This is a genomic window from Salmonella sp. NW722 (assembly GCF_051702785.1).
Lineage (GTDB): Bacteria > Pseudomonadota > Gammaproteobacteria > Enterobacterales > Enterobacteriaceae > Salmonella > Salmonella enterica.
Genome location: NZ_JAMMIN010000008.1, coordinates 187,989 through 210,333 on the forward strand (window position 1 = coordinate 187,989; position 22,345 = coordinate 210,333).

At 52.5% G+C, this 22,345-nt stretch carries 19 protein-coding genes and 1 pseudogene; 11 read left to right on the forward strand and 9 right to left on the reverse strand.

Translation table 11 applies throughout. The features are described from left to right. Nucleotide 1: 1 nt before the first annotated feature. The 7 genes and pseudogenes from NA330_RS19380 to NA330_RS19410 all read left to right on the forward strand — a co-directional run bounded on the left by NA330_RS19380 (nucleotide 2) and on the right by NA330_RS19410 (nucleotide 5,849). Nucleotides 2-1,747: a tail fiber protein gene (locus tag NA330_RS19380; protein ID WP_023242466.1), complete on the forward strand. Its 1,746-nt coding sequence runs from the start codon at nucleotides 2-4 to the stop codon at nucleotides 1,745-1,747. A gap of 4 nt (nucleotides 1,748-1,751) precedes the next feature. Further along, nucleotides 1,752-2,357 carry a DUF4376 domain-containing protein gene (locus NA330_RS19385; RefSeq protein WP_031608406.1) on the forward strand — a complete coding sequence of 202 codons (606 nt, stop codon included), beginning with the start codon at nucleotides 1,752-1,754 and terminating at the stop codon, nucleotides 2,355-2,357. Beyond that, the gene (locus NA330_RS19390) at nucleotides 2,354-2,809 is read left to right on the forward strand and encodes a hypothetical protein (RefSeq protein WP_023242468.1); all 456 of its coding nucleotides are present in this window, start codon (nucleotides 2,354-2,356) and stop codon (nucleotides 2,807-2,809) included. The genes NA330_RS19385 and NA330_RS19390 overlap by 4 nt, the downstream gene beginning before the upstream one ends. Nucleotides 2,810-3,060: 251 nt before the next feature. Continuing rightward, nucleotides 3,061-3,351, forward strand: a pseudogene (locus NA330_RS19395) (hypothetical protein). A 196-nt stretch (nucleotides 3,352-3,547) separates the two neighbouring features. Further along, the gene (locus NA330_RS19400) at nucleotides 3,548-4,276 is read left to right on the forward strand and encodes a hypothetical protein (RefSeq protein WP_000587743.1); all 729 of its coding nucleotides are present in this window, start codon (nucleotides 3,548-3,550) and stop codon (nucleotides 4,274-4,276) included. 261 nt (nucleotides 4,277-4,537) lie between these two features. Further along, nucleotides 4,538-5,479 carry a ketopantoate/pantoate/pantothenate transporter PanS gene (panS, locus tag NA330_RS19405; protein ID WP_000881647.1) on the forward strand — a complete coding sequence of 314 codons (942 nt, stop codon included), beginning with the start codon at nucleotides 4,538-4,540 and terminating at the stop codon, nucleotides 5,477-5,479. 97 nt (nucleotides 5,480-5,576) lie between these two features. Next, nucleotides 5,577-5,849, forward strand: a complete 273-nt coding sequence (locus NA330_RS19410; RefSeq protein ID WP_001207628.1) for a DUF3811 domain-containing protein — start codon at nucleotides 5,577-5,579, stop codon at nucleotides 5,847-5,849. Here the strand turns inward: NA330_RS19410 and rluF are convergent. Genes rluF through NA330_RS19425 form a run of 3 tightly spaced genes read right to left on the reverse strand, consistent with a single transcriptional unit; the run spans nucleotide 5,846 to nucleotide 7,437 of the window. Further along, nucleotides 5,846-6,715 carry a 23S rRNA pseudouridine(2604) synthase RluF gene (gene rluF / locus NA330_RS19415; RefSeq protein WP_000954619.1) on the reverse strand — a complete coding sequence of 290 codons (870 nt, stop codon included), beginning with the start codon at nucleotides 6,713-6,715 and terminating at the stop codon, nucleotides 5,846-5,848. The two genes, NA330_RS19410 and rluF, sit on opposite strands and share 4 nt — an antisense overlap. Before the next feature lie 46 nt (nucleotides 6,716-6,761). Further along, the gene (locus tag NA330_RS19420) at nucleotides 6,762-7,301 is read right to left on the reverse strand and encodes a DUF2058 domain-containing protein (protein ID WP_001096723.1); all 540 of its coding nucleotides are present in this window, start codon (nucleotides 7,299-7,301) and stop codon (nucleotides 6,762-6,764) included. A 34-nt stretch (nucleotides 7,302-7,335) separates the two neighbouring features. Continuing rightward, nucleotides 7,336-7,437 (reverse strand): hypothetical protein, encoded by a 102-nt coding sequence (locus NA330_RS19425; protein ID WP_001541281.1) that lies wholly within the window; start codon nucleotides 7,435-7,437, stop codon nucleotides 7,336-7,338. A gap of 71 nt (nucleotides 7,438-7,508) precedes the next feature. On the opposite strand from NA330_RS19425, the gene pepE reads away from it, so the two are divergent. Continuing rightward, the gene (gene pepE, locus NA330_RS19430; protein WP_000421776.1) at nucleotides 7,509-8,198 is read left to right on the forward strand and encodes a dipeptidase PepE; all 690 of its coding nucleotides are present in this window, start codon (nucleotides 7,509-7,511) and stop codon (nucleotides 8,196-8,198) included. A gap of 75 nt (nucleotides 8,199-8,273) precedes the next feature. On the opposite strand, the gene NA330_RS19435 is transcribed toward pepE, so the two are convergent. Next, on the reverse strand, nucleotides 8,274-9,905 hold the full coding sequence (locus NA330_RS19435; RefSeq protein WP_000956811.1) for a Na/Pi cotransporter family protein: 1,632 nt from the start codon (nucleotides 9,903-9,905) through the stop codon (nucleotides 8,274-8,276). Nucleotides 9,906-10,171: 266 nt separating this feature from the next. After that, on the reverse strand, nucleotides 10,172-13,855 hold the full coding sequence (gene metH, locus NA330_RS19440) for a methionine synthase (protein WP_023242469.1): 3,684 nt from the start codon (nucleotides 13,853-13,855) through the stop codon (nucleotides 10,172-10,174). Nucleotides 13,856-14,159: 304 nt separating this feature from the next. Here metH and iclR point away from each other — a divergent pair, with 304 nt between their 5' ends. Next, on the forward strand, nucleotides 14,160-14,984 hold the full coding sequence (gene iclR, locus NA330_RS19445) for a glyoxylate bypass operon transcriptional repressor IclR (protein WP_000226434.1): 825 nt from the start codon (nucleotides 14,160-14,162) through the stop codon (nucleotides 14,982-14,984). Nucleotides 14,985-14,994: 10 nt separating this feature from the next. After that, entirely contained in the window at nucleotides 14,995-15,402 is a 408-nt protein-coding gene (locus tag NA330_RS19450; protein WP_010989091.1) for an ASCH domain-containing protein, read from the forward strand. Here the strand turns inward: NA330_RS19450 and aceK are convergent. From aceK to metA, 4 genes are all read right to left on the reverse strand, one after another. Beyond that, nucleotides 15,366-17,117, reverse strand: coding sequence for a bifunctional isocitrate dehydrogenase kinase/phosphatase (gene aceK, locus NA330_RS19455; protein WP_023242470.1), 1,752 nt, complete (start codon nucleotides 17,115-17,117; stop codon nucleotides 15,366-15,368). The genes NA330_RS19450 and aceK overlap by 37 nt on opposite strands. Before the next feature lie 101 nt (nucleotides 17,118-17,218). Continuing rightward, a complete protein-coding gene (aceA, locus tag NA330_RS19460; protein ID WP_023242471.1) occupies nucleotides 17,219-18,523 on the reverse strand; it encodes an isocitrate lyase in 1,305 nt (434 codons plus the stop codon). Nucleotides 18,524-18,554: 31 nt separating this feature from the next. Further along, nucleotides 18,555-20,156 (reverse strand): malate synthase A, encoded by a 1,602-nt coding sequence (aceB, locus tag NA330_RS19465; RefSeq protein ID WP_023242472.1) that lies wholly within the window; start codon nucleotides 20,154-20,156, stop codon nucleotides 18,555-18,557. A gap of 268 nt (nucleotides 20,157-20,424) precedes the next feature. Further along, nucleotides 20,425-21,354, reverse strand: a complete 930-nt coding sequence (gene metA, locus NA330_RS19470; RefSeq protein WP_001122767.1) for a homoserine O-acetyltransferase MetA — start codon at nucleotides 21,352-21,354, stop codon at nucleotides 20,425-20,427. A 156-nt stretch (nucleotides 21,355-21,510) separates the two neighbouring features. Here metA and NA330_RS19475 point away from each other — a divergent pair, with 156 nt between their 5' ends. Beyond that, the gene (locus NA330_RS19475; protein ID WP_000973244.1) at nucleotides 21,511-21,948 is read left to right on the forward strand and encodes an acetyltransferase; all 438 of its coding nucleotides are present in this window, start codon (nucleotides 21,511-21,513) and stop codon (nucleotides 21,946-21,948) included. Nucleotides 21,949-22,345 lie beyond the last annotated feature (397 nt).

Below are 22,345 nucleotides of genomic sequence, written 5' to 3' on the forward strand. Positions count from 1 at the left end.
TATGGATAATGAGTTTTATACCCTCCTGACCGACAGGGGAATGGCGAAAATCGCCAGCGCCCTTGCGGATAAGAAACAGATACATCTGCAAAAGATGGCGGTTGGCGACGGCGGTGGGCAATATTATGAGCCCACCGCCAGCCAGACCAAATTACGCCACGAAGTCTGGCGCGGCGAGATGAATACGCTGACCGTTGCGCCGAATAATCCTAACTGGCTGATTGCCGAGTTGGTGCTGCCGGAAGAGGTTGGCGGCTGGTACGTGCGTGAAGTGGGCGTGTTCGACAACGAGGGCGAGCTAATCGCCATCGGCAAATTCCCGGAATCCTACAAACCGCTGCTGCCGGACGGTTGCGGCAAGCAGGTCTGTATCCGCCTGATTATGGAAGTCTCCAACACCACGGCGGTCACGCTGACCGTAGATCCGAGCATCGTGCTGGCGACGCGCGACTATGTGGATGTCCGGCTGGACGAGCATGAACATTCGACAAATCACCCGGATGCGACATTAACGCAGAAAGGCTTTACGCAACTCAGTAACGCCACCGACAGCGATGACGAAACCAAAGCGGCTACGCCAAAGGCGGTAAAAGCGGCGATGGCGGAAGCGCGTAATCACACGCATACCTGGAACCAGATTACCGGCGTTCCGGACGGTACGCTGACGCAAAAGGGGATTGTTAAGCTTAACAGTGCGACGGACAGCACCAGCACAACGGAAGCGGCAACGCCGAGCGCGGTCAAGGCGGCGATGGATAAGGCGAATGCGGCAGCTCCGGCGAACCATACTCACGTCTGGAACCAGATTATCGGCGTCCCGGACGGCACGCTGACGCAAAAAGGGATTGTGAAGCTTAACAGCGCGACGGACAGCACCAGTACCACAGAAGCGGCAACGCCCAGTGCGGTCAAGACGGCGATGGATAAGGCGAATGCGGCGGCTCCGGCGAACCATACTCACGCCTGGAACCAGATTACCGGCGTCCCGGACGGCACGCTGACGCAAAAAGGGATTGTGAAGCTTAATAGCGCCACCGATAGCACCAGTACGACGGAGGCGGCGACGCCGAGCGCGGTAAAGGCGGCGTATGACAAGGCGAGCGCAGCGGCTCCGGCTAATCATTCCCATTATCAGTTTTTTACGGCTAACGGTACGTTTACGGTACCTGATGGGGTGACTCAGGTCTTTGTGGAAATGTTAGGAGGAGGAGGAGGTGGTGGTGGTGGTGCAGTCACCGATGGAGGATTCGCGGGTGCTAGTGGTGGTTCGGGAGGAACCTGTGGAAGCACAAATATTTCCATTGTTCCTGTAACTCCGGGAGGAAAATACGCGGTTATAGTTGGCGCAGGAGGGGTTGGCGGAGCCGCAGCCAGTCAGTCGTCTACGGCACCATCAGGAATTCACACCTTGGTAACTAGCACGCCAGGATCCCCCGGTATTGATGGCGGGGATTCAATTTTTGTTAATGTTACCGCCAAAGGTGGTTCAGGAGGAGCCGGCGGCGTTATCTCAACTGTATCAGTAATAAACCCAGCCCCATCTGGTAATGGCGCAGCAGGGGAAAACTCATCGTACGGTACGGGAGGGAGCGGTGGCAGTAATACTGACGGGGGCAATGCTGGTGGTTATGGTGCCGGGGGCGGCGGAGGCGCCAGAGGCAAAACCACTGGCAGTGATAATACCTATAGTGGGTCTGGCTTTCCTGGAGGGAAAGGCTCAAACGGTTTTGTAAAAATTTCATGGTGAATATATGACTCAATATGCATATTACCATCCGGCAACCTTTGAGGTTATAGACTGGATTGATACTTCTTCATTAAACGTAGTGTTACCTGACTCAGTAATTTCTATAGATGATGAGCAGTGGCGACTAAGAGATAAAAATTGTTGGGTGTGCCTTAACCCTCTTGAATTTATTACTACACCGCCACCCGGAAGATTTTACCGATTGCAGGGAAACGAGTGGGTATATGACGAAGCGTTATTTGTCTCAGCACTTGAAAGTGTAAAAGCACAAGTTATACAGGCAATCAAAGCTCACCGTGATGATGTTACCGCCGATTATATCGTTATCGACGGCAACCATTTCCACAGCGATGCTAACAGCCGTATTCAGCAAATGTCACTCACCAGAATGGGTCAGGCAAAGCAGATTCCGGCAGGGTTAATGTGGCAGACCAAAAATAACGGTTTGACTGAACTGACCAACGAAATCGCCGCGCAGTTTGAAACCGTCACTATGGATCACGACATGCGCCTGTTTGCCAACGCGCAGCGGCATATTGCGGCGGTAGAAGCGCTGGGGGATATCGAGGCTGTGCTCGACTACGACTATTCATCAGGCTGGCAGCCATGAGTCCAACCACCGTCTGGCTCGCTTGCTATAAGGGGCGATCGGAGTATCGCGGCATCGCCAGGTTTGCCGACTGGCTCACGCGCAAAGTCACGCGCGGTATCTACTCTCACTGTGAACTGGCGGTGGCGCACGGCGGTAATGAATACCTCTGCTACTCTGCATCGTTTCGCGATCGCGGCGTGCGGGGAAAGATAATACCGTTACCGGACGATAAGTGGGATAAGCTACCGTTAAAGGCCACGTTGCCGGAAGTGGAGGCCTTTTTCCGCAAACATAACGGCAAACGCTATGACTGGCAGGGCGCGCTCGGTATCGCGCTGTATAACCGGGAGCGCAAAGATAAACTGTTTTGCAGCGAGTTTTGCGCTGAATTTCTCGGACTAAACGATAGCTGGCGCTACTCCCCCAGCCACCTTTATGCCTTAGTCAGTAGCTGGCAATACGATTGTTGAATCTCTCGCCGGGTATAAAGCCCGGCGGTGTTGAATTAAGTAATACCCATTAGTATTTATTTGTTAGCATTAAATGTTCAGTTTGCATAGCAAATGAAGTATTATAAAAAACCATCTTATAGTATTTTTACCAATTGATACGTGAACCCCCTACGATAATAACATTTATTTAACAAGCTAGCTTTCTTCATTGGAGGAAGAAAAAATCAAACTCTTACATTGCTTATTATTTCCCATATCTAAAAAAGGAAGTGGATTACGGGAATACTGGCGGCATGAGATTATTCGCAGGAATGAATTTTCATTATGTCGATTACTTATGCAGGCCAATAACAATCGCCGTCGTAATTTTTTATTTTGATGGCATCTGGAAAATGAGATGTATATCTATGGTTCAAAAAAAAACAGAAAAAACTGGATTATGGATTAATCGCAAGCTAAATTCCAAATTTGGAATTGATATAGAACTGGGAGCAGTAAAAAGGGGAAATAAGATCACTCCCATCCCAACTCTTATTTTATATCTCCCCATGGAAATATAAAAGACAAAACAATCATTAAAACATTTATCAACTTACATTACATATATTAATAACATTATAAACAAATTAATTACATTCACATCTTGAATGTAATTAAACTTCAATAACCATATGAACACTAATTTTGTTGCAATATAAAGCACATTAAATATAGTGGAACATGGCTAAAAACACCTAATATTCACCGGGGAATATAATGATTATTGTTTCTGTGCTCAGACAAAGCAAAGACTTCACCACAAAACATGCTCAATGGTTACATAAGCAGCTCAAAGGTTATGATTCTGTTTGTTTAACAGATGCGCTAAAGATAAAAGGGGTAAATACAGCGCCTCTTTTGTATGATTGGCCAGGATGGTGGGCAAAACTAGAACTTTTCAATCCACTGCATCCTGTTCTTGGTAATGAGGATATTCTCTATATTGATATAGATAGCGTTGTTGTGGGAGATATTACTCCTCTGACAACTATGAAAAAAATAACATTACTTAATGACTTTTCTCAGCATGGTGCTTCAGTTGCGCCAGCAACAGGTATTATGTTTATTCCTGCACCCGCAAAAAAAAATGTGTGGGATGAATTTATGAAAAATCCTGAAAAGGAAATCAATGCCATAAGAACCCCGCCCTATCATGGCGATCAAGGATTTATCGGCAGAATATGTCAAGATGCTGAAAGATGGCAAAACATCTTACCCGGAAGAATTATTAGTTACAAAGCTAATATAGCAACACCAAAAATGATTGGTTTTAACCCTGAACTATACGATGGGACAGGTAATGGAAAATTACCTGACGGAGCAAGCATAGTCTGTTTTCATGGTTCCCCTCGCCCCTGGAACACAGCATTGCCCTGGGTGCCTTATTTTAGTTTAAAAAACACAATCCAAAGCAAAGTGAAACAATATAAGTTATCACTGCGTTAAAGCTTCCTTCTCTTCAATGCCGGCGCTTTTCTTTACGCCACCAGAACCTCTATATATTTCTAATACGGTAGCGTAAGCGCCATCGGGCGATACGTTGCCGGATGGCGACGCAGGCGCGTCATCCAGCCTGTCACGTGCCCACACTGGATCATGAGCGTAATTTGTTTGAATAATCTTCCTTCACGCGATAAACAATAACTATGGTCTGGCTCGATCCTGACCCGTTGATAACAAACACAACATACTTGCAAGGAAAACAACATGCTCGCCGTCATTACCCGGCTGTTCCCGTTATGGGCGCTGCTGCTCTCTCTCATTGCGTATTACACACCATCCACCTTTACTCCTGTTGGGCCGTGGGTCGCGACACTACTGATGTTGATTATGTTCGGTATGGGGGTCCATCTTAACGTTGACGACTTTAAACGCGTGCTCTCCCGACCAGCCCCTGTCGCCGCAGGGATATTCCTGCACTATCTGGTAATGCCGCTCGCGGCATGGCTGCTGGCGTTGCTGTTTAAGATGCCGCCAGATCTGTCCGCCGGGATGGTACTGGTCGGTAGCGTAGCCAGCGGCACGGCCTCTAACGTAATGATCTATCTGGCGAAGGGAGACGTCGCGCTCTCAGTCACCATTTCATCGGTCTCCACGCTGGTCGGCGTGGTCGCCACACCACTACTCACGCGCCTGTACGTCGATGCCCATATTCAAGTCGACGTGATGGGTATGCTGCTGAGCATTCTACAGATTGTGGTCATTCCAATCACGCTGGGGCTGGTGATTCACCATCTGTTTCCGCGCGTAGTGAAAGTGGTAAAACCTTATCTGCCAGCATTCTCGATGGTGTGCATTTTGGCAATCATCAGCGCGGTGGTCGCGGGTTCAGCTTCACATATCGCCTCCGTCGGCTTTATGGTGATCATCGCGGTGATCCTGCATAACACCCTTGGCCTGCTTGGCGGCTACTGGGGTGGACGTCTGTTCGGTTTTGATGAGTCAACCTGTCGAACGCTGGCGATCGAAGTCGGGATGCAGAACTCTGGTCTTGCTGCTGCATTGGGTAAAATCTACTTTGGCCCGCTCGCAGCGCTGCCTGGCGCGCTGTTCTCAGTGTGGCACAACCTTTCAGGGTCACTACTGGCTGGTTACTGGTCCGGGAAACCGATTGTTGAAAAATCGGGCGAAACGGCAAAGGTAAATTAAAATATTGCCGGGTGGCGCAAGCTTACCCGGCTTACACGCTATCCGCCCGTTGCGTATTGCCGTAGACTAAATGCATCGGCTAACTGAGGGCACCCGTATGGCACTCCCCCGCATTACCCAAAAAGAGATGACCGAGCGCGAACAGCGCGAACTGAAAACGTTGCTGGACCGCGCCCGTATTGCGCACGGTCGTCCGCTGACCAATTCTGAGACCAACAGCGTAAAAAAAGAGTACATCGATAAGCTGATGGCGCTGCGTGAGGCTGAAGCAAAAAAAGCCCGCCAGTTGAAGAAAAAGCAGGCGTATAAACCCGATACGGAAGCGTCATTCTCCTGGTCGGCGAATACGCCGACGCGCGGCAGACGTTAACGTCCTTTTTTCTTTCGTCCCGGCGAGGTAAAGCGCTTACCGCTTGATGTCGGGCGTGCTTTCTCATTGCTTTTTTCGATCGCAACGACCGGTCGCTTAATACCCGTGGTTTTCGGCTTCGCTTTGGCCTTTGGTTTGGCTTCGGAAGAGGAACGCTCAATCAATTTAAACAGATCGATCAGCTCATCGTCCGTCAGATCGCGCCACTCGCCCAGCGGAATCCCGCTCAGACTGACGTTCATAATGCGCGTACGCTCCAGTTTCGTCACTTCATAACCAAAGTATTCACACATACGACGGATCTGACGGTTTAATCCCTGCACCAGGGTAATGCGAAAGACAAACGGCGCCTCTTTTTTCACCTTACATTTTTTGGTGACGGTACCCAGAATCGGCACGCCAGCGCCCATACCGCGAATAAACTCGTCGGTAATCGGTTTATCCACCGTCACCAGATACTCTTTTTCGTGATCGTTACCGGCACGCAGAATCTTATTGACCAGATCGCCGTGGTTAGTCAGAAATATCAGCCCCTGCGAGTCTTTATCCAGACGCCCAATCGGGAAGATACGTTTGCTGTGGTTCACAAAATCGACAATATTGTCGCGTTCGCCGTCTTCAGTGGTACTGACAATGCCAACCGGTTTATTCAGCGCAATCAGCACTAAATCATCCGCTTCTCGCGGCTCAATCAACCGACCATTTACTTTAACAACATCCCCGGCGACTACCTGATCGCCAATGGCGGCGCGTTTGCCGTTGATAAAGACATTGCCCTGTTCGATAAAACGGTCCGCCTCGCGACGCGAACAGATGCCGCTTTCACTAATATATTTATTAAGCCGGGTGGATGTGTCGGTCAGCATATTTACTCTCTGAGAAATTTTTCTACATAAACGTCGGGAATGTGACTTACCACATCAAATCGTCAGGAACTTTAAAATCGGCATACGGATCATCTTCGTCCTGCTCTTCCTGACTCAGCGCACTGTTTACGACAATACTGTCCGCATCTCGTTGTGCGATTTTATCGGCGACGCTCGCGGGAATAATCGCATATTCACATTCACCGCCGTTATTGATAACCAGACGCGCAATCGCGAGACGCCCATTAATCAGTTGCGTCTGAGTGAGCTTATCCACGTCTATTTTTTTGATGACGTTATTATCGGTGAAGTTAAAACCAATATCGCCTTTAGATACATTGATTCTATTCATTTCAATAAGTTGCTTAACCTGAGCTTTAAACTCTTTCGCTAAAACCGCTTGTTTTTGCTGTTCACTGAGTTGTTTATCACGCTCAAGTTGCGCCTTTTTATTTTCTTCCACCGCCTCTCTGGCCTCACGAGCCTGAACGCGTGATTTTTTAGCCGTGCGCTGGACTTTGGCCATTTTTTTGCTGGTCACTAATCCCGCTTGTAGCAGTTGCTCTTGTAAGGTCAGTTTTGCCATTTTCGTCTCTAAACGTGTTAAATAATTTTGCGGATTATACCTGTAATTTTTCAGGCGATACCAGATGGCAGATCTGGCCTGTCGTCACTTTTAGCGACCGCGCTTTGCCTGTGACACGCGTAACATCATGAGCCATATCAGTAAGACATTAAATGGATAATGGTAGCATTATTACGTTTTGACATTTCCTGATGAGGTGGAGAAGTAATGGAACTGCTTTTATTAAGTAACTCGACGCTGCCGGGTAAGGCCTGGCTGGAACACGCTCTGCCGCTGATAGCGAATCAGTTGAACGGTCGACGCTCAGCCGTGTTTATTCCGTTTGCCGGCGTCACGCAAACATGGGACGAGTACACGGATAAAACCGCAGAGGTGCTTGCGCCATTAGGGATAAACGTCACAGGGATTCATCGTGTCGCCGATCCGCTTGCAGCGATTGAGAAAGCGGAAATCATTATTGTCGGTGGCGGAAATACCTTCCAGCTACTGAAAGAATCGCGTGAACGCGGGCTGTTGGCGCCGATGGCGGACAGGGTAAAACGCGGCGCGCTGTATATCGGCTGGAGCGCAGGCGCCAACCTTGCCTGCCCGACTATCCGCACGACCAACGATATGCCGATCGTCGATCCAAACGGTTTCGACGCGCTGGATCTGTTCCCGCTGCAAATTAATCCTCACTTCACTAACGCCTTGCCGGAAGGTCATAAGGGCGAGACCCGCGAGCAGCGTATTCGCGAACTGCTGGTGGTCGCGCCGGAACTGACAGTGATTGGTTTGCCGGAAGGTAACTGGATTCAGGTGAGCAACGGCCAGGCGGTTCTCGGCGGCCCGAATACCACCTGGGTGTTTAAAGCGGGCGAAGAGGCCGTGGCGCTGGAAGCGGGTCATCGCTTTTAATCCCTGGCCACATTGAATGCCGAATGGCGGGCCTACACGCATGTTCTCCGTAGGCCCCGCCATCCGGCATTTCACTTAATACTCGCCGCGTTCCTCGTCCTGATCCGGCTGTTCCAGTACGCTATAGGCGACCGAACAGAACAGTGAGTTAAGACGCTTCATATCGCCCAGCAGCCCTAAATGAAGCGAGCTGGTTTCAATGCTTTGCACGTTCTGCTGGTGCAGGCGGTCGACATGCGCATGTGAGTATCGGCGATTAAGTATACGGAAGCGATGTTTACTGCGGCGCAACCGACGGGCGCTGGTGACATCGCCGGAGAAAAAGACCGACATCGCCAGTTGCAGATTACTGAGCAGTTGATCGTAAAGCGCATCCAGCTCTTTCAATCCTTCTTCTGAAAATGCCCGACGCGCCGCCAGCGACTTGTCGGCAATCTCACTGCCCATTCGCTCGATAATATCCGACGCCTGTTCGAGGTTCAGGGCCATCTCAATAATCTCCGCCCACCGGCGGGACTCCTCCGCCGCCAGCTCGTCTTTCGGCATTCGCGCCAGATAAAGCTTAATCGCGGTATAGAGCACGTTAACGTCATCCGCCAGCTTGCGCAGCGCTTTCTCTTCACGCGGCTCGCCGTGCATGACCTTTTTTAGCCCTTCCATCATCTGTTCCATCGCATCGCCAATGCGCAGCACCTCACGGGCAGCATTAGCCAGCGCCAGCGTTGGCGTATCCAGCGCGCTGACATCCAGATGTTTCGGCTTCAGATGGGTATCCAGTTCAGGCTCATCACGAATAATCCGTTTACAAAAACGCGCCATCAGCTCGGCAAATGGCACCATCGCCAGGCAGCGCACCAGGTTATAGAAAACGTGGAAATAGATCACCAGCTCTGACTTCGGTAGCGATAGCTCATCCATCAGATTCGCCAGCGGATGGACAAACGGCAGGATGACCAGGCTGCCGATCAATTTGAACAATAGGCTGCCGAGCGCTACGCGACGCGCGGCAGCATTGGCGGCGCTGTTGTTGAGCATCGCCAACAAGCCCGATCCCAGATTGGCGCCGATGACCAGGCACAACGCCACCGGGAACGATATAATCCCCGCCGCCGTCAGGGTCGCCGTCAGCAACACCGCCGCCAGGCTGGAATAACTGATAATAGCGAACATCGCGCCAATCAGCGCATCCAGCATAATGTCGCCCGTCAGCGACGCGAAAATGACCTGCACGCCATTAGCCTGAGTGATCGGCGTCACTGCCTGCACAATCAGCTCCAGCGCCAGTAGAATCAGGCCAAGCCCGATACCGACGCGACCAAGCTGCCCGGCACGGGACTGCTTACGTCCTAAAAAGAAAATCACGCCGATAAAAATCAGCAGCGGCGACAGCCACGACAAATCAAAGGTGAGAATACGCGCCATTAGCGCAGTACCCACATCAGCGCCCAGCACAATCACCAGAGCTGGCGTCAGGGCGACAAGATCCTGGGCGACAAACGACGTTACCAATAAAGTGGTGGCGTTACTGCTTTGTACCAGCGCGGTAACACCGATACCCGCACAAAAGGCGAGCGGTTTCTTTTCCACGCTGCGGCTGAGGACAGTGCGTAGACGCGCGCCAAACACGCGCATTACGCCAGTACGAACGATATGTGTTCCCCATACCAACAGCGCAACGGCAGAAAGTAGATGGAGCAAAGTTAACACGGCGTCAGGTTCTCCTTATCGTTATACGTTTTCCTGAAGCTCACTTGCGATAAATTGCCTGATGGCGCACAGCGTTAAAGCCTGCTGGCGTTGCACGCCACCGGGCTTACCATACGTAATACGGTATGCTGGATAAGGCGTTTACGCCGCCATCCGGCAAATTCAGCGTAGAGCCTTCCTTCAGTATAAGGGTTTAATTGTAAGAAAGAGACAAGGCACCCAATGAGTGCCTTGTATGTTGTAAGGAAAAGTGACGATTTTATGAATCAGTCCGCATCGTAACCCAGGTTCGGCGCCAGCCACCGCTCAACGTCCTCAACGCTCATTCCTTTACGGAAAGCATAATCTGTCACCTGATCGCGTTGGATCTGCGCTACCGCGAAGTATTTGCTCTCAGGATGGCTGAAGTACCAGCCGGAGACCGACGCGCCAGGCCACATGGCGAAAGATTCGGTGAGCTTCATCCCGGTGTGTTTTTCGACATCCAGTAGCTGCCAGATAGTGCCTTTTTCGGTATGTTCCGGGCAGGCAGGATAACCCGGCGCCGGGCGAATCCCCTGGTAGTTTTCGCGGATTAATTCGTCGTTACTCAGGCTCTCGTTCGGCGCATATCCCCAGTAAACCTTACGTACACGCTCATGCAGATACTCGGCAAACGCTTCCGCCAGACGGTCGGCAATCGCTTTCACCATGATCTTGTTATAGTCGTCGTGTTGCGCTTCGAAGGCGTCCGCCAGCGCATCCTCCTCCAGACCGCCGGTCACCGCGAAAGCACCGATGTAATCCGCTTTGCCGCTCAGTTTCGGCGCGACAAAATCCGCCAGACAGTAGTTGGCAAAACCGACTTTCTCGGTCTGCTGGCGCAGGTGGTGGCTGACCGTCAGAACATGAGTACGGGTTTCATCGCGATAGATTTCGATGTCATCGCCGATGCGGTTCGCCGGGAACAGGCCCACCACGCCACGCGGATTCAACAGTTTCTCGGCGCTCAGTTTATCCAGCATATCATTGGCGTCTTTAAACAGACGCTGCGCCTCAACGCCCACCACCTCATCTTCCAGAATGCGCGGGTATTTGCCGGCCAGCGACCAGGTCATAAAGAACGGCGTCCAGTCGATGTAGTTGCGCAGAGTTTCGATGCTGGCTTCCACCTCCTGCACGCCCAGACGGTGGGCTACCGGCGGGGTGTAGCGTTCCCAATCGAATGCCAGATCGTTATCGCGCGCCGCTTCCAGCGTGACCGGCGGCGTGCGCGGTTTTTTGCGGGCGTGCTGAATACGCACGGTTTCGTACTCTTTGCGGGTACGGGCGACAAAGTCATCGCGCTGGGTGTCGGAGAGTAGCGCCGCCACCACGCCCACGGTACGCGAAGCATTCTGCACGTAGACCGTCGGACCGCTGTAGTTCTGCTCGATTTTCACCGCGGTGTGCGCTTTCGAAGTGGTTGCGCCGCCGATCAGTAGCGGGATAGTAAAGCCCTGACGCTCCATCTCTTTCGCCACGTTGACCATTTCGTCCAGCGACGGGGTAATCAGCCCGGAAAGACCGATCAGATCGGCATTCACTTCACGCGCCGTTCTGAGGATTTTCTCCGCTGGCACCATCACGCCAAGATCGACGATTTCGTAGTTGTTGCATTGCAGCACCACGCCAACAATGTTCTTGCCAATGTCGTGCACATCGCCCTTCACGGTGGCAATCACCATCTTGCCGTTGCTGGAGCCTTTTTCTTTGCTGGCTTCAATAAACGGCTCCAGGTAGGCCACCGCTTGTTTCATCACGCGGGCGGATTTCACCACCTGCGGCAGGAACATTTTCCCTTCGCCGAACAGGTCGCCGACCACGTTCATGCCGTCCATCAGCGGCCCTTCAATCACCTCAATCGGACGGGCGGCCTGCTGGCGGGCTTCTTCGGTATCCTGTTCGATAAATTCGGTAATGCCTTTCACCAGCGAGTATTCGAGACGCTTTTTCACGTACCAGCTACGCCATTCCGCCTGCTGGGCGTTGGCAGCTTCGTCGGTTTTGCTGCCGCGGTATTTCTCCGCCAAATCCAGCAAACGCTCGGTGCCGTCATCGCGACGGTTAAGAATGACATCTTCAACCGCATCGCGCAGCTCGGCGGGCAGGTCGTCGTAGATAGCCAGCTGTCCAGCGTTGACGATGCCCATGTCCATGCCGTTGCGGATGGCGTAGTAGAGGAATACCGCGTGGATAGCTTCACGTACCGGGTCGTTGCCGCGGAACGAGAAGGACACGTTAGACACGCCGCCGGAGATCAGCGCGTGCGGCAGCTCGCGTTTGATGTCTTCACAAGCGCCGATAAAGTCCTGCGCGTAGTTGTTGTGCTCTTCAATACCGGTCGCCACGGCGAAGATATTCGGGTCGAAGATGATGTCTTCCGGCGGGAAACCCACCTCTTCGGTGAGAATTTTGTAGGCTCGGCGGCAAATTTCGATTTTACGCGCGCGGGTATCGGCCTGCCCCTGCTCATCAAAGGCCATCACCACCACTGCCGCGCCGTAGCGACGCAGAAGCTTCGCATGATGAATAAAGGCTTCCACGCCCTCTTTCATCGAAATAGAGTTGACGATGCCTTTACCCTGAATGCACTTCAGCCCTTTTTCGATAACCTCCCATTTGGAGGAGTCGATCATGATTGGTACACGGGCAATATCCGGCTCACCGGCAATCAGGCTGAGGAAACGCACCATCGCCGCTTCGGCGTCGAGCATCCCCTCATCCATATTGATATCAATAATCTGCGCGCCGCTTTCTACCTGCTGACGGGCGACATCCAGCGCTTCGCTGTATTTCTCTTCTTTGATCAGGCGCTTAAATTTGGCCGAGCCGGTGACGTTAGTACGTTCGCCGACGTTCACAAACAGGCTGTCGTCGCCAATGTTCAGCGGCTCCAGGCCGGAAAGGCGGCAGGCGACCGGGATATCCGGCAGCTGGCGCGGCGGCAAACCGGCAACGGCGCGGCTCATGGCGGCGATATGCTCCGGCGTAGTGCCACAGCAGCCGCCAACGATATTCAGGAAGCCCGCTTCCGCCCATTCGCGAATCTGTTTCGCCATGGTGTCGGCGTCGAGGTCGTACTCGCCGAAAGCGTTCGGCAGGCCGGCGTTCGGGTGCGCGGTGACGTAGCATTCGGCAATCCGCGACAGTTCCTGAACGTACTGGCGCAGTTCATCTGGCCCCAGCGCGCAGTTAAGGCCAAAAGTGAGCGCCTCGACGTGGCGCAGCGAGTTATAAAAGGCTTCGGTCGTCTGGCCTGAAAGCGTACGGCCAGAGGCGTCGGTGATGGTGCCGGAAATCATGATCGGCAGATCAACGCCCAGCGCTTCAAACTCTTCTTTCACCGCAAACACCGCCGCTTTCGCATTCAGGGTGTCAAAGACGGTTTCAATCAGGATCAGGTCCGCCCCGCCTTCCACCAGCGCTTTGGTGGATTCACGGTAGGCCGCCACCAGCTGATCGAAGGTGATATTACGAAACGCCGGGTCGTTGACGTCCGGCGAAATGGAGGCCGTGCGGTTAGTTGGACCAAGCACGCCCGCAACAAAGCGTGGTTTTTCTGGTGTTCGCGCCGTCCATTCATCGGCGCAGGCGCGCGCCAGTTTGGCCGCCGCATAGTTAATTTCCGCCGACAGGGATTCCATCCGGTAATCCGCCATCGCAATTGTTGTCGAGTTAAAGGTGTTGGTTTCGATGATATCCGCGCCAGCCTCAAAGTAGGCGTTGTGGATAGCGGCGATCACCTCCGGCTTGCTGAGTACCAGCAGGTCATTGTTGCCTTTCAGGTCGCAGGGCCAGTCGGCAAAGCGCTCCCCGCGGAAATCTTCTTCATGTAGACGATAGCTCTGGATCATGGTGCCCATACCGCCGTCCAGCACCAGAATACGTTCATTTAACTGCGCACGCAGTTGTTCAACTTTGCTGCTCACACTCGCTCCCGACAACGCTCCACGTAACGAGCCATACTGGCACAAAGCGTGCTGGCGGAAAAGAGAACAACGGGCAACATGAGACATGTTCAGCTTGCCACCCACTTCTGTCGCTTTGCCGGATGGCGGCGCAAGCGCCTTATCCAGCCTACAAATTACTTTGGCGGCTCCCAAAGCGTAGGCCTGATAAGTGAAGCGCCATCGGGCATCCTGTGATGTCACTCATCCGATCAGTTCAGGAACTCTTGCATTATAATTGAATAAAACGAAAATGATTTCCACGATACAGAAAAAGGAGTCTGCCATGGTTGCCCCTGTTCCTGCGAAACGCGGGAGAAAACCTGCCGCTACCACTGCACCCGTAACCGGGCAGGTTCAGTCTTTAACTCGCGGTCTGAAGCTGCTGGAGTGGATTGCCGAGTCCAACGGCAGCGTCGCGCTGACCGAACTGGCGCAACAGGCGGGTTTGCCTAATTCCACGACTCACCGTCTACTCACCACCATGCAGCAGCAGGGTTTTGTCCGCCAGGTTGGTGAGCTGGGCCACTGGGCCGTAGGCGCACACGCGTTTATCGTCGGTAGCAGCTTCTTACAGAGCCGTAATCTGCTGGCGATTGTCCATCCGATTTTGCGCAAGCTGATGGAGGACTCCGGCGAAACGGTAAACCTTGCCGTACTCGACCAGAGCGACCATCAGGCCATTATTATCGACCAGGTGCAGTGCACACAATTGATGCGCATGTCCGCCCCTATTGGCGGCAAGCTGCCCATGCACGCCTCTGGCGCGGGCAAGGCGTTTTTATCACAGCTCAGTGAGGAACAGGTTACCAGTCTGCTGCACCGCAAGGGGTTACACGCTTATACCCATGCGACGCTGGTGTCGCCGCTGCATCTGAAAGATGACCTCGCCCAAACACGCAAGCGCGGCTATTCCTTTGACGACGAAGAACATGCGCTCGGTCTGCGCTGCGTGGCCTCGTGTATTTATGACGAACACCGCGAACCGTTTGCGGCCCTCTCTATTTCCGGCCCCTGCTCACGCATTACCGACGATCGCGTCACCGAACTTGGCGCCATGGTGATTAAAGCGGCGAAAGAGGTGACGCTGGCCTATGGTGGAACTCGCTGAAATGAGCAGCCTGAAATTATACTGGCAGGAGAAGTACCCACAGGCCTTCTGTTGGTCTTTCGGTGATTCGCCGGCGCTGGCCGACGAGCTGGCGGCGCTAGTGGTCGCCGGTAAAAAGCGTGGCACCTGTAGCTCGCTGGTTAGCTATCAGAAAGAGCAGCCCCCTGTCACGCCCGGGTCATATCACATTGTGCTCAACGGCACAGGCGACGCCGTGTGCGTCATACGCACGCTGGCGCTCAGGCTGATCCGTTTTAACGAGATGAGCGCCGATCTCGCCGCACTGGAAGGCGAAGGCGATCTTAGCCTGGCGTACTGGCAAGCGGCACACCGGGCCTTTTTTGAGCGCGAGGGTAATTGGTCGCCGGAGATGGAACTTGTTTACGAAGAGTTCGCCGTACTTGAGATCGCGCCGTAACGCACGCTAAAGCGCTGTCTACGTCGATAGGCATATACATCTTCTACATGCCCTTCTTTAATACGCGTCTGTAGCGCGCGCCAGTAATCGGCGCGAAACAGGTCGGCATGCATCTCTTCAAACAATGGCCCGATACGCGGATCGGCACACAGCCAGTGGCGAAACTCCTCCGGGAAAACATCACCTGGCGAGACGCTATACCAGGGTTCGCTGGCCAGTTCGTCTTCCGGATAACGCGCTGGCGGAATATCGCGGAAATTCACTTCCGTCATGTAACAAATTTCATCGTAGTCATAGAACACCACGCGACCATGACGGGTAACGCCAAAGTTTTTAAACAACATATCGCCGGGGAAAATATTAGCGGCGGCAAGCTGGCGAATCGCATTACCATATTCTTCTATCGCATCGCGCAACTGCTGACCTTCTACCTGTTCCAGCCAGATATTGAGCGGCACCATGCGACGTTCAATATAGAGATGGCGAATGACGATATGTTCCCCAAAATCGGTAATCTTCTCTGGCACTTCTTGCCGTAACAGCGCCATCAGCGCCGGATCGATTTGCCGTTTATCCAGTACGAAATTCTCAAACTCCTGGGTATCCGCCATACGACCGACGCGATCATGCTCTTTTACCAGTTGATAACAGGCACGCACATGGGCGGCAGACATCTCTTTCTGCGGGGCGAATTTGTCTTTAATGATTTTAAATACCCGGTCGAAACCTGGCAGGGTAAACACCAGCATCACCATGCCGCGGATGCCAGGCGCCTCAATGAATTTCTCATCGCTTTCAGCCAGATAACATAAATATTCGCGGTAGCTTTCGGTTTTCGCATGTTTCTGGCAGCCAATCGCCATATACAGTTCGGCAGTGGTTTTACCCGGCAGGATTTCACGCAACCACTCAACCAGCGCGGCAGGCAGCGGCGCATACACCATAAAATAAGAGCGGGCAAAACCAAACACAATGCTCGCTTCTGCCGTGGTGGTCAGGCAGGTATCGACAAACAGTTCCCCCTCATCAGTGCGATGAATCGGCAATAAAAACGGCAGCGTACCGTCAGGTGTGGTTAATTTACCTACCAGCCAGGCCGCTTTATTACGGTAAAACAACTCATTCGCCACCTGGACATGGCAGCGAGGTAGCGCGTCCTCGCCCAGTGTTTCAGTCAGGTGCGCGATAATATAGCGGATATCCCGGCTTTTATTCTGCCAGGGCAGACGCAGCGGTAAATCACTGAGTATGCGCATCAACAGCGTCTCCCAACCGTGATCGGGAAAGAAGTCTTTGGCCAGCGGGCGCGGGATAGTACGGAAGCGGCGCTCCGGTTGCGAACTGAAAATAAACAACCGCTCGGGTGTTAACGAGCGGTGGTCAAATAACCGGCAATAAACGGAGTTGAAAAAGCTCTCCGCAATCTCGAAGCGCGGGTAATCCGGCAACAGCCGGGTGTAATGCTCTTTAACGCGTAAAAGGAAATCCGCGTCGGTACTTTTGCCATCGGTAATACAGCGCAGTTGCTCCACCACCAGACCCACATGATGATCATAGAGGTGGATACGGCTTTTCATCGCCTGTTGGACGGCGTGCCAGTCGGCCTGTTCAAAACGCTGCTGCGCGCCGGAAGTCACTTCCAGAAATCGACCATACTGCGCGTCAAAGCCTTGCAGGATGGTTTGAGCAATCAGTAATTCCAGGCCACGCGGCATTTTTTCCCCTCATCCGGCACCACGTCCTGCCGGATGGCGCGTTCGCTTATCCGGCCTACGCTATCTGTAGGCCCGGTAAGCGCAGCGCCACCGGGCATCAATCAAAACTGCGATTCTTCGGTGGAACCCGTTAACGCGGTAACGGATGACGCGCCACCCTGAATAATGGTGGTGACTTTGTCGAAGTAACCAGTGCCCACTTCCTGCTGGTGGGAAACAAAGGTGTAGCCGTCTTTCGCCGCGGCGAACTCGGGTTGTTGAACCTTCTCAACATAGTGTTTCATGCCCTCGCCCTGAGCGTATGCATGCGCCAGGTCAAACATGTTGAACCACATGCTGTGAATACCCGCCAGGGTAATAAACTGGTATTTGTAACCCATGTCCGACAACTGCTGCTGGAAGCTGGCAATGGTCTTGTCGTCCAGATTCTTCTGCCAGTTGAAGGATGGTGAACAGTTATAGGCCAGCAGTTTGCTCGGATACTTCGCGTGGATAGCATCGGCAAAACGACGCGCCAGTTCGAGATCCGGCGTAGAGGTTTCGCACCATACCAGATCGGCATACGGGGCATACGCCAGACCGCGGCTGATCGCCTGCTCAATGCCCGCATGGGTGCGGTAGAAACCTTCGCTGGTGCGTTCGCCGGTAATAAAACTGCTGTCATAGGGATCGCAGTCGGAGGTGATCAGATCTGCCGCATCCGCATCGGTACGCGCAATCACCAGCGTCGGGACGCCCATCACATCAGCGGCCAGACGCGCAGCAACCAGTTTCTGAATCGCCTCCTGCGTGGGGACCAGCACCTTGCCGCCCATATGGCCGCATTTCTTCACCGACGCCAGCTGATCTTCGAAGTGAACGGCCGCTGCACCGGCTTCAATCATCGATTTCATCAGTTCGAAGGCATTCAGAACGCCGCCAAAACCGGCTTCCGCATCAGCAACGATCGGCAGGAAGTAATCCACATAGCGCGGATCGTTGGGTTCAATACCGGATGCCCACTGGATCTGATCTGCACGACGGAAAGTGTTGTTGATCCGATCCACTACCGCCGGAACAGAGTTTGCCGGGTACAACGATTGATCCGGATACATGCTGGATGCCAGGTTGGCATCTGCCGCCACCTGCCAGCCTGAAAGATAAATCGCCTCAATACCAGCTTTCGCCTGCTGCAACGCCTGACCGCCGGTCAGCGCGCCAAGGCTGTTGATATAGCCTTTTTTCGCTTCACCGTGCAACAGCCGCCACATTTTCGCGGCGCCGAGCTGCGCCAGCGTGCACTCCGGGTTAACCGAGCCGCGTAATTTCACCACCTCCTCCGCGCTGTACGGGCGGGTGATGCCTTCCCAGCGCGGTTGTGTCCACTCTTTCTGTAATTCTTCGATTTGTTGAGTACGGGTTTTCATGTGCAGATGCTCCATATTGTTATGTGGTGAATTAAGCCAGTAAGCGATAGCCCGGCAGGGTGAGGAAGTCGATTAAGTCATCTGAGGTGGTGATTTGCTCCATCAGACGTGCGGCATCGTCGAAGCGCCCGCTGCTGTAGCGGTGCTCGCCCAGTTCGTCCTGGATTACCCGCATCTCTTCCGCCAACATTTCGCGGAAAAGCGCTTTCGTTACGGGTTTTCCATTGTTCAGTGTTTTCTCATGGTGAATCCACTGCCAGATAGAGGTTCGTGAGATTTCCGCCGTCGCGGCATCCTCCATCAGACCGTAAATCGGTACACAGCCATTGCCGGAGATCCACGCTTCAATGTACTGCACTGCCACGCGAATATTGGCGCGCATTCCCGCTTCTGTGCGTTCGCCTTCACATGGCTCCAGTAACTGCTCAGCGGTAATCGGCGCATCTTCATCACGGGTAATGAACAGCTGATTTTTGTGCTCGCCCAGTACCTCGTTAAAGACGGCCATTGCGGTATCCGCCAACCCGGGATGCGCAATCCACGTGCCGTCGTGGCCGTTGTTCGCTTCCAGCGCTTTATCCGCTTTCACTTTGGCAAGGACCTGATTGTTGCGTTCAACGTCTTTGCTCGGGATAAACGCCGCCATACCGCCCATCGCGAACGCGCCGCGCTTGTGACAGGTTTTGATCAGCAGGCGCGAGTAGGCGCTCAGAAACGGTTTGTCCATCGTTACCACCTGCCTGTCCGGCAGGACGCGATCCGGGTGATTTTTCAACGTTTTGATATAGCTGAAAATATAATCCCAGCGACCACAGTTGAGACCGACAATATGATCACGCAACGCATGAAGAATCTCATCCATCTGGAAAACAGTAGGAAGCGTTTCAATCAACAGGGTCGCTTTGATCGTACCGCGCGGCAGGTTAAAGCGGTCTTCGGCGTAGCTGAAGACTTCGCTCCACCAGGCTGCCTCCTGCCAGGCTTGCGTTTTCGGCAGGTAAAAATACGGGCCGCTACCTTTAGCGAGCAGCGCTTTATAGTTGTGGAAAAAGTACAGAGCAAAATCAAACAGGCTGCCGGGAATGGCTTCCCCCCGCCAGGTAACATGTTTTTCTGGCAGATGTAGACCACGTACACGACAAATCAATACGGCCGGATCGGGCTTGAGCTGATAGATTTTTCCGGCTTCGTTGGTATAGCTAATGGTGCCGTTCACCGCATCACGCAGGTTGATTTGACCATCAATAACTTTATTCCAGTCCGGCGCCAGCGAGTCTTCAAAATCCGCCATAAACACTTTCACATTTGCGTTCAGGGCATTAATCACCATTTTACGTTCAACCGGCCCGGTAATTTCTACTCGGCGATCCTGTAAATCCGCCGGAATACCACGAATCTGCCAATTACTTTCTCTAATGGAAGTGGTTTCCGAAATAAAATCAGGCAACTTACCGTTATCAATATCCTGCTGTTGCTGGATACGTGCAGCCAGGAGTTTATTGCGTTTTGGCGTAAAACGGGTGACTAACTCCGTCAAAAACTCGACTGCTTCAGCGGTCAGGACTTGCTTTTCCAGCTCGCCTTGCGGCCTGGTAAAGGTTAATTCATCAGTTGTGGTTGCCTGTGGATTCATCATGCAGCTCCTCGTTGTTGATCCAGATACATCCCCAATGCGAACGAAGGATCACTGTGCGCTTTTCGTTCAACACAACTAAGACTACTCAATTAAATTTCAAAATCAAAAACAATTTCCATTTTTAATTTAATTATGCATTAACCTATTGATAACAATGTAAATTAAATTTAATTACATGATGAGGTGCGTTTCGGAAATAAAAAAGGCACCCGAAGGTGCCTGATTCAACATGCTGAAACGCTTTAGGATCGTCAGAAGCAGAAGATTAATCCAGGGTTGGATTCATGTGACGCAGATCATATGGCGTAATCTGGTAGACATAATAGTTGAGCCAGTTAGTAAACAGTAAATTACCGTGGCTGCGCCAGGTTGCGCGCGGTATGTTTTGCGGATCGTTTTTTGGGAAATAGTTGTACGGAACCTCCGGATTTAACCCGGCCTCAACGTCACGAAAATATTCCCCCGCTAACGTATGAGCGTCATATTCAGGATGACCGGTGACAAACGCAATACGTTTATCTTTGCTGGCAAACAGGTACGCATCCCCTTCTTCTGTTTCGGCCAGAATTTCAAGATCCGTATAATCCCGTATCAGCGCCGCCGGGAAATCGGCATAGCGTGAGTGTGGCGCAAGAAACGAATCATCAAAACCACGCGTCAACAGAGCATGAGGATGAAGGATGTGATGTTCATAGACGCCGGAAAGTTTATCTGTACGGGTCTGCTTAGGGATACCATACAGAATATTGAGTGCAGCCTGGACGGCCCAACAGACAAATAGCGTCGAAGTAACGTGATCTTTCGCCCATTCCAGCACCTGCCTAATCTGCGGCCAGTAAGCCACGTCATTAAATTCCACCAGACCCAGCGGTGCTCCGGTCACGATAAGCCCATCAAAGTTCTGATCGCAGATATCGTCGAAGTTACAGTAAAAGTTGTTCAGATGCTCGGCTGGCGTGTTCCTCGACTCGCGGGCATCTATCCGCAGCAGTTGAATATCGACCTGCAATGGCGAGTTCGATAGCAAGCGCAGAAACTGATTTTCCGTTTCAATCTTCTTCGGCATCAGGTTAAGGATAAGTACCTTTAGCGGGCGAATTTCCTGACCTGATGCGCGAGAAGTCGTCATGACGAAGACATTCTCCTCACGTAAAAAATTGACGGCGGGTAGCTCGTCCAGCACGCGAATCGGCATAACCTGATAACCTCACGACATACGTTTAAACGTTTAGACATCCAGATAGCTGAAGATACTCAGAAATCAGGCGAATGTCGAGTCTGCAAGTTCAAGGTGAGAAAGTTTCACGACAGCATTTGCATTAGAATAGAAGTAAGCAAAAAAGGAGTGAAGATGATGATTAACATTCGTCGTTCAAGGCATGAGGAAGGGGAAAAACTGATTGCGATCTGGCGTCGCTCAGTCGATGCCACGCACGATTTTCTGTCAAACGCTTATCGGGCTGAACTGGAAGAACTGGTGAGCGATTTTCTGCCAGAAGCGCCACTATGGGTTGCCGTGACCGATCAGGATGAGCCGGTAGGATTTATGCTGCTTACCGGCGAACATATGGATGCGCTGTTTGTCGATCCGGACGTACGTGGTCAGGGTATCGGTAAGATGCTGGTTGAACATGCGTTAACACTGGCGCCGGGGTTGACAACCAATGTTAACGAGCAAAATACACAAGCTGTTGGATTTTATAAGAAAATGGGATTTAAGGTGACGGGACGTTCGGAGGTTGACGATCTTGGGAAACCGTATCCATTGTTGAATTTAATTTATCCGTGAGTAGCGGTGCTGCCTGATAAGTGCATGCAGGCCGGATAAGGCGAAGCTGCCATCCGGCGGTGCCGGTTGCCTGATGGCGCTGCGCTTATCAGGCCTACATTTTTACAGTTACCACACACGCAAAAAAGCCCGTCCTGACGGACGGGCTTCTTCACTTGTCTGATGCCTGGCAGTTTATGGCGGGCGTCCTGCCCGCTACGGGCCGTTGCTGCGCAACGTTCAAATCCGCTCCCGGCGGATTTCTCCTCCTCAGGAGAGTGCTCACCGACAGACCACAGATAAAACAAAAGGCCCTGTCTTCCGACAGGGCCCTTCGTTTTATTTGATGCCTGGCAGTTCCCTACTCTCGCATGGGGAGACCCCACACTACCATCGGCGCTACGGCGTTTCACTTCTG

Coding starts and splice junctions, on each gene's coding strand:
- rluF (WP_000954619.1), bottom strand. CDS start 6,715: ATGCTGACCGACACATCCACCCGGCTTAATAAATATATTAGTGAAAGC.
- NA330_RS19425 (WP_001541281.1), bottom strand. CDS start 7,437: ATGGCTCATGATGTTACGCGTGTCACAGGCAAAGCGCGGTCGCTAAAA.
- NA330_RS19400 (WP_000587743.1), top strand. CDS start 3,548: ATGATTATTGTTTCTGTGCTCAGACAAAGCAAAGACTTCACCACAAAA.
- aceA (WP_023242471.1), bottom strand. CDS start 18,523: ATGAAAACCCGTACTCAACAAATCGAAGAATTACAGAAAGAGTGGACA.
- NA330_RS19390 (WP_023242468.1), top strand. CDS start 2,354: ATGAGTCCAACCACCGTCTGGCTCGCTTGCTATAAGGGGCGATCGGAG.
- metA (WP_001122767.1), bottom strand. CDS start 21,354: ATGCCGATTCGCGTGCTGGACGAGCTACCCGCCGTCAATTTTTTACGT.
- aceB (WP_023242472.1), bottom strand. CDS start 20,156: ATGAATCCACAGGCAACCACAACTGATGAATTAACCTTTACCAGGCCG.
- NA330_RS19475 (WP_000973244.1), top strand. CDS start 21,511: ATGATGATTAACATTCGTCGTTCAAGGCATGAGGAAGGGGAAAAACTG.
- panS (WP_000881647.1), top strand. CDS start 4,538: ATGCTCGCCGTCATTACCCGGCTGTTCCCGTTATGGGCGCTGCTGCTC.
- NA330_RS19420 (WP_001096723.1), bottom strand. CDS start 7,301: ATGGCAAAACTGACCTTACAAGAGCAACTGCTACAAGCGGGATTAGTG.
- aceK (WP_023242470.1), bottom strand. CDS start 17,117: ATGCCGCGTGGCCTGGAATTACTGATTGCTCAAACCATCCTGCAAGGC.
- NA330_RS19385 (WP_031608406.1), top strand. CDS start 1,752: ATGACTCAATATGCATATTACCATCCGGCAACCTTTGAGGTTATAGAC.
- iclR (WP_000226434.1), top strand. CDS start 14,160: ATGGTTGCCCCTGTTCCTGCGAAACGCGGGAGAAAACCTGCCGCTACC.
- pepE (WP_000421776.1), top strand. CDS start 7,509: ATGGAACTGCTTTTATTAAGTAACTCGACGCTGCCGGGTAAGGCCTGG.
- NA330_RS19410 (WP_001207628.1), top strand. CDS start 5,577: ATGGCACTCCCCCGCATTACCCAAAAAGAGATGACCGAGCGCGAACAG.
- NA330_RS19380 (WP_023242466.1), top strand. CDS start 2: ATGGATAATGAGTTTTATACCCTCCTGACCGACAGGGGAATGGCGAAA.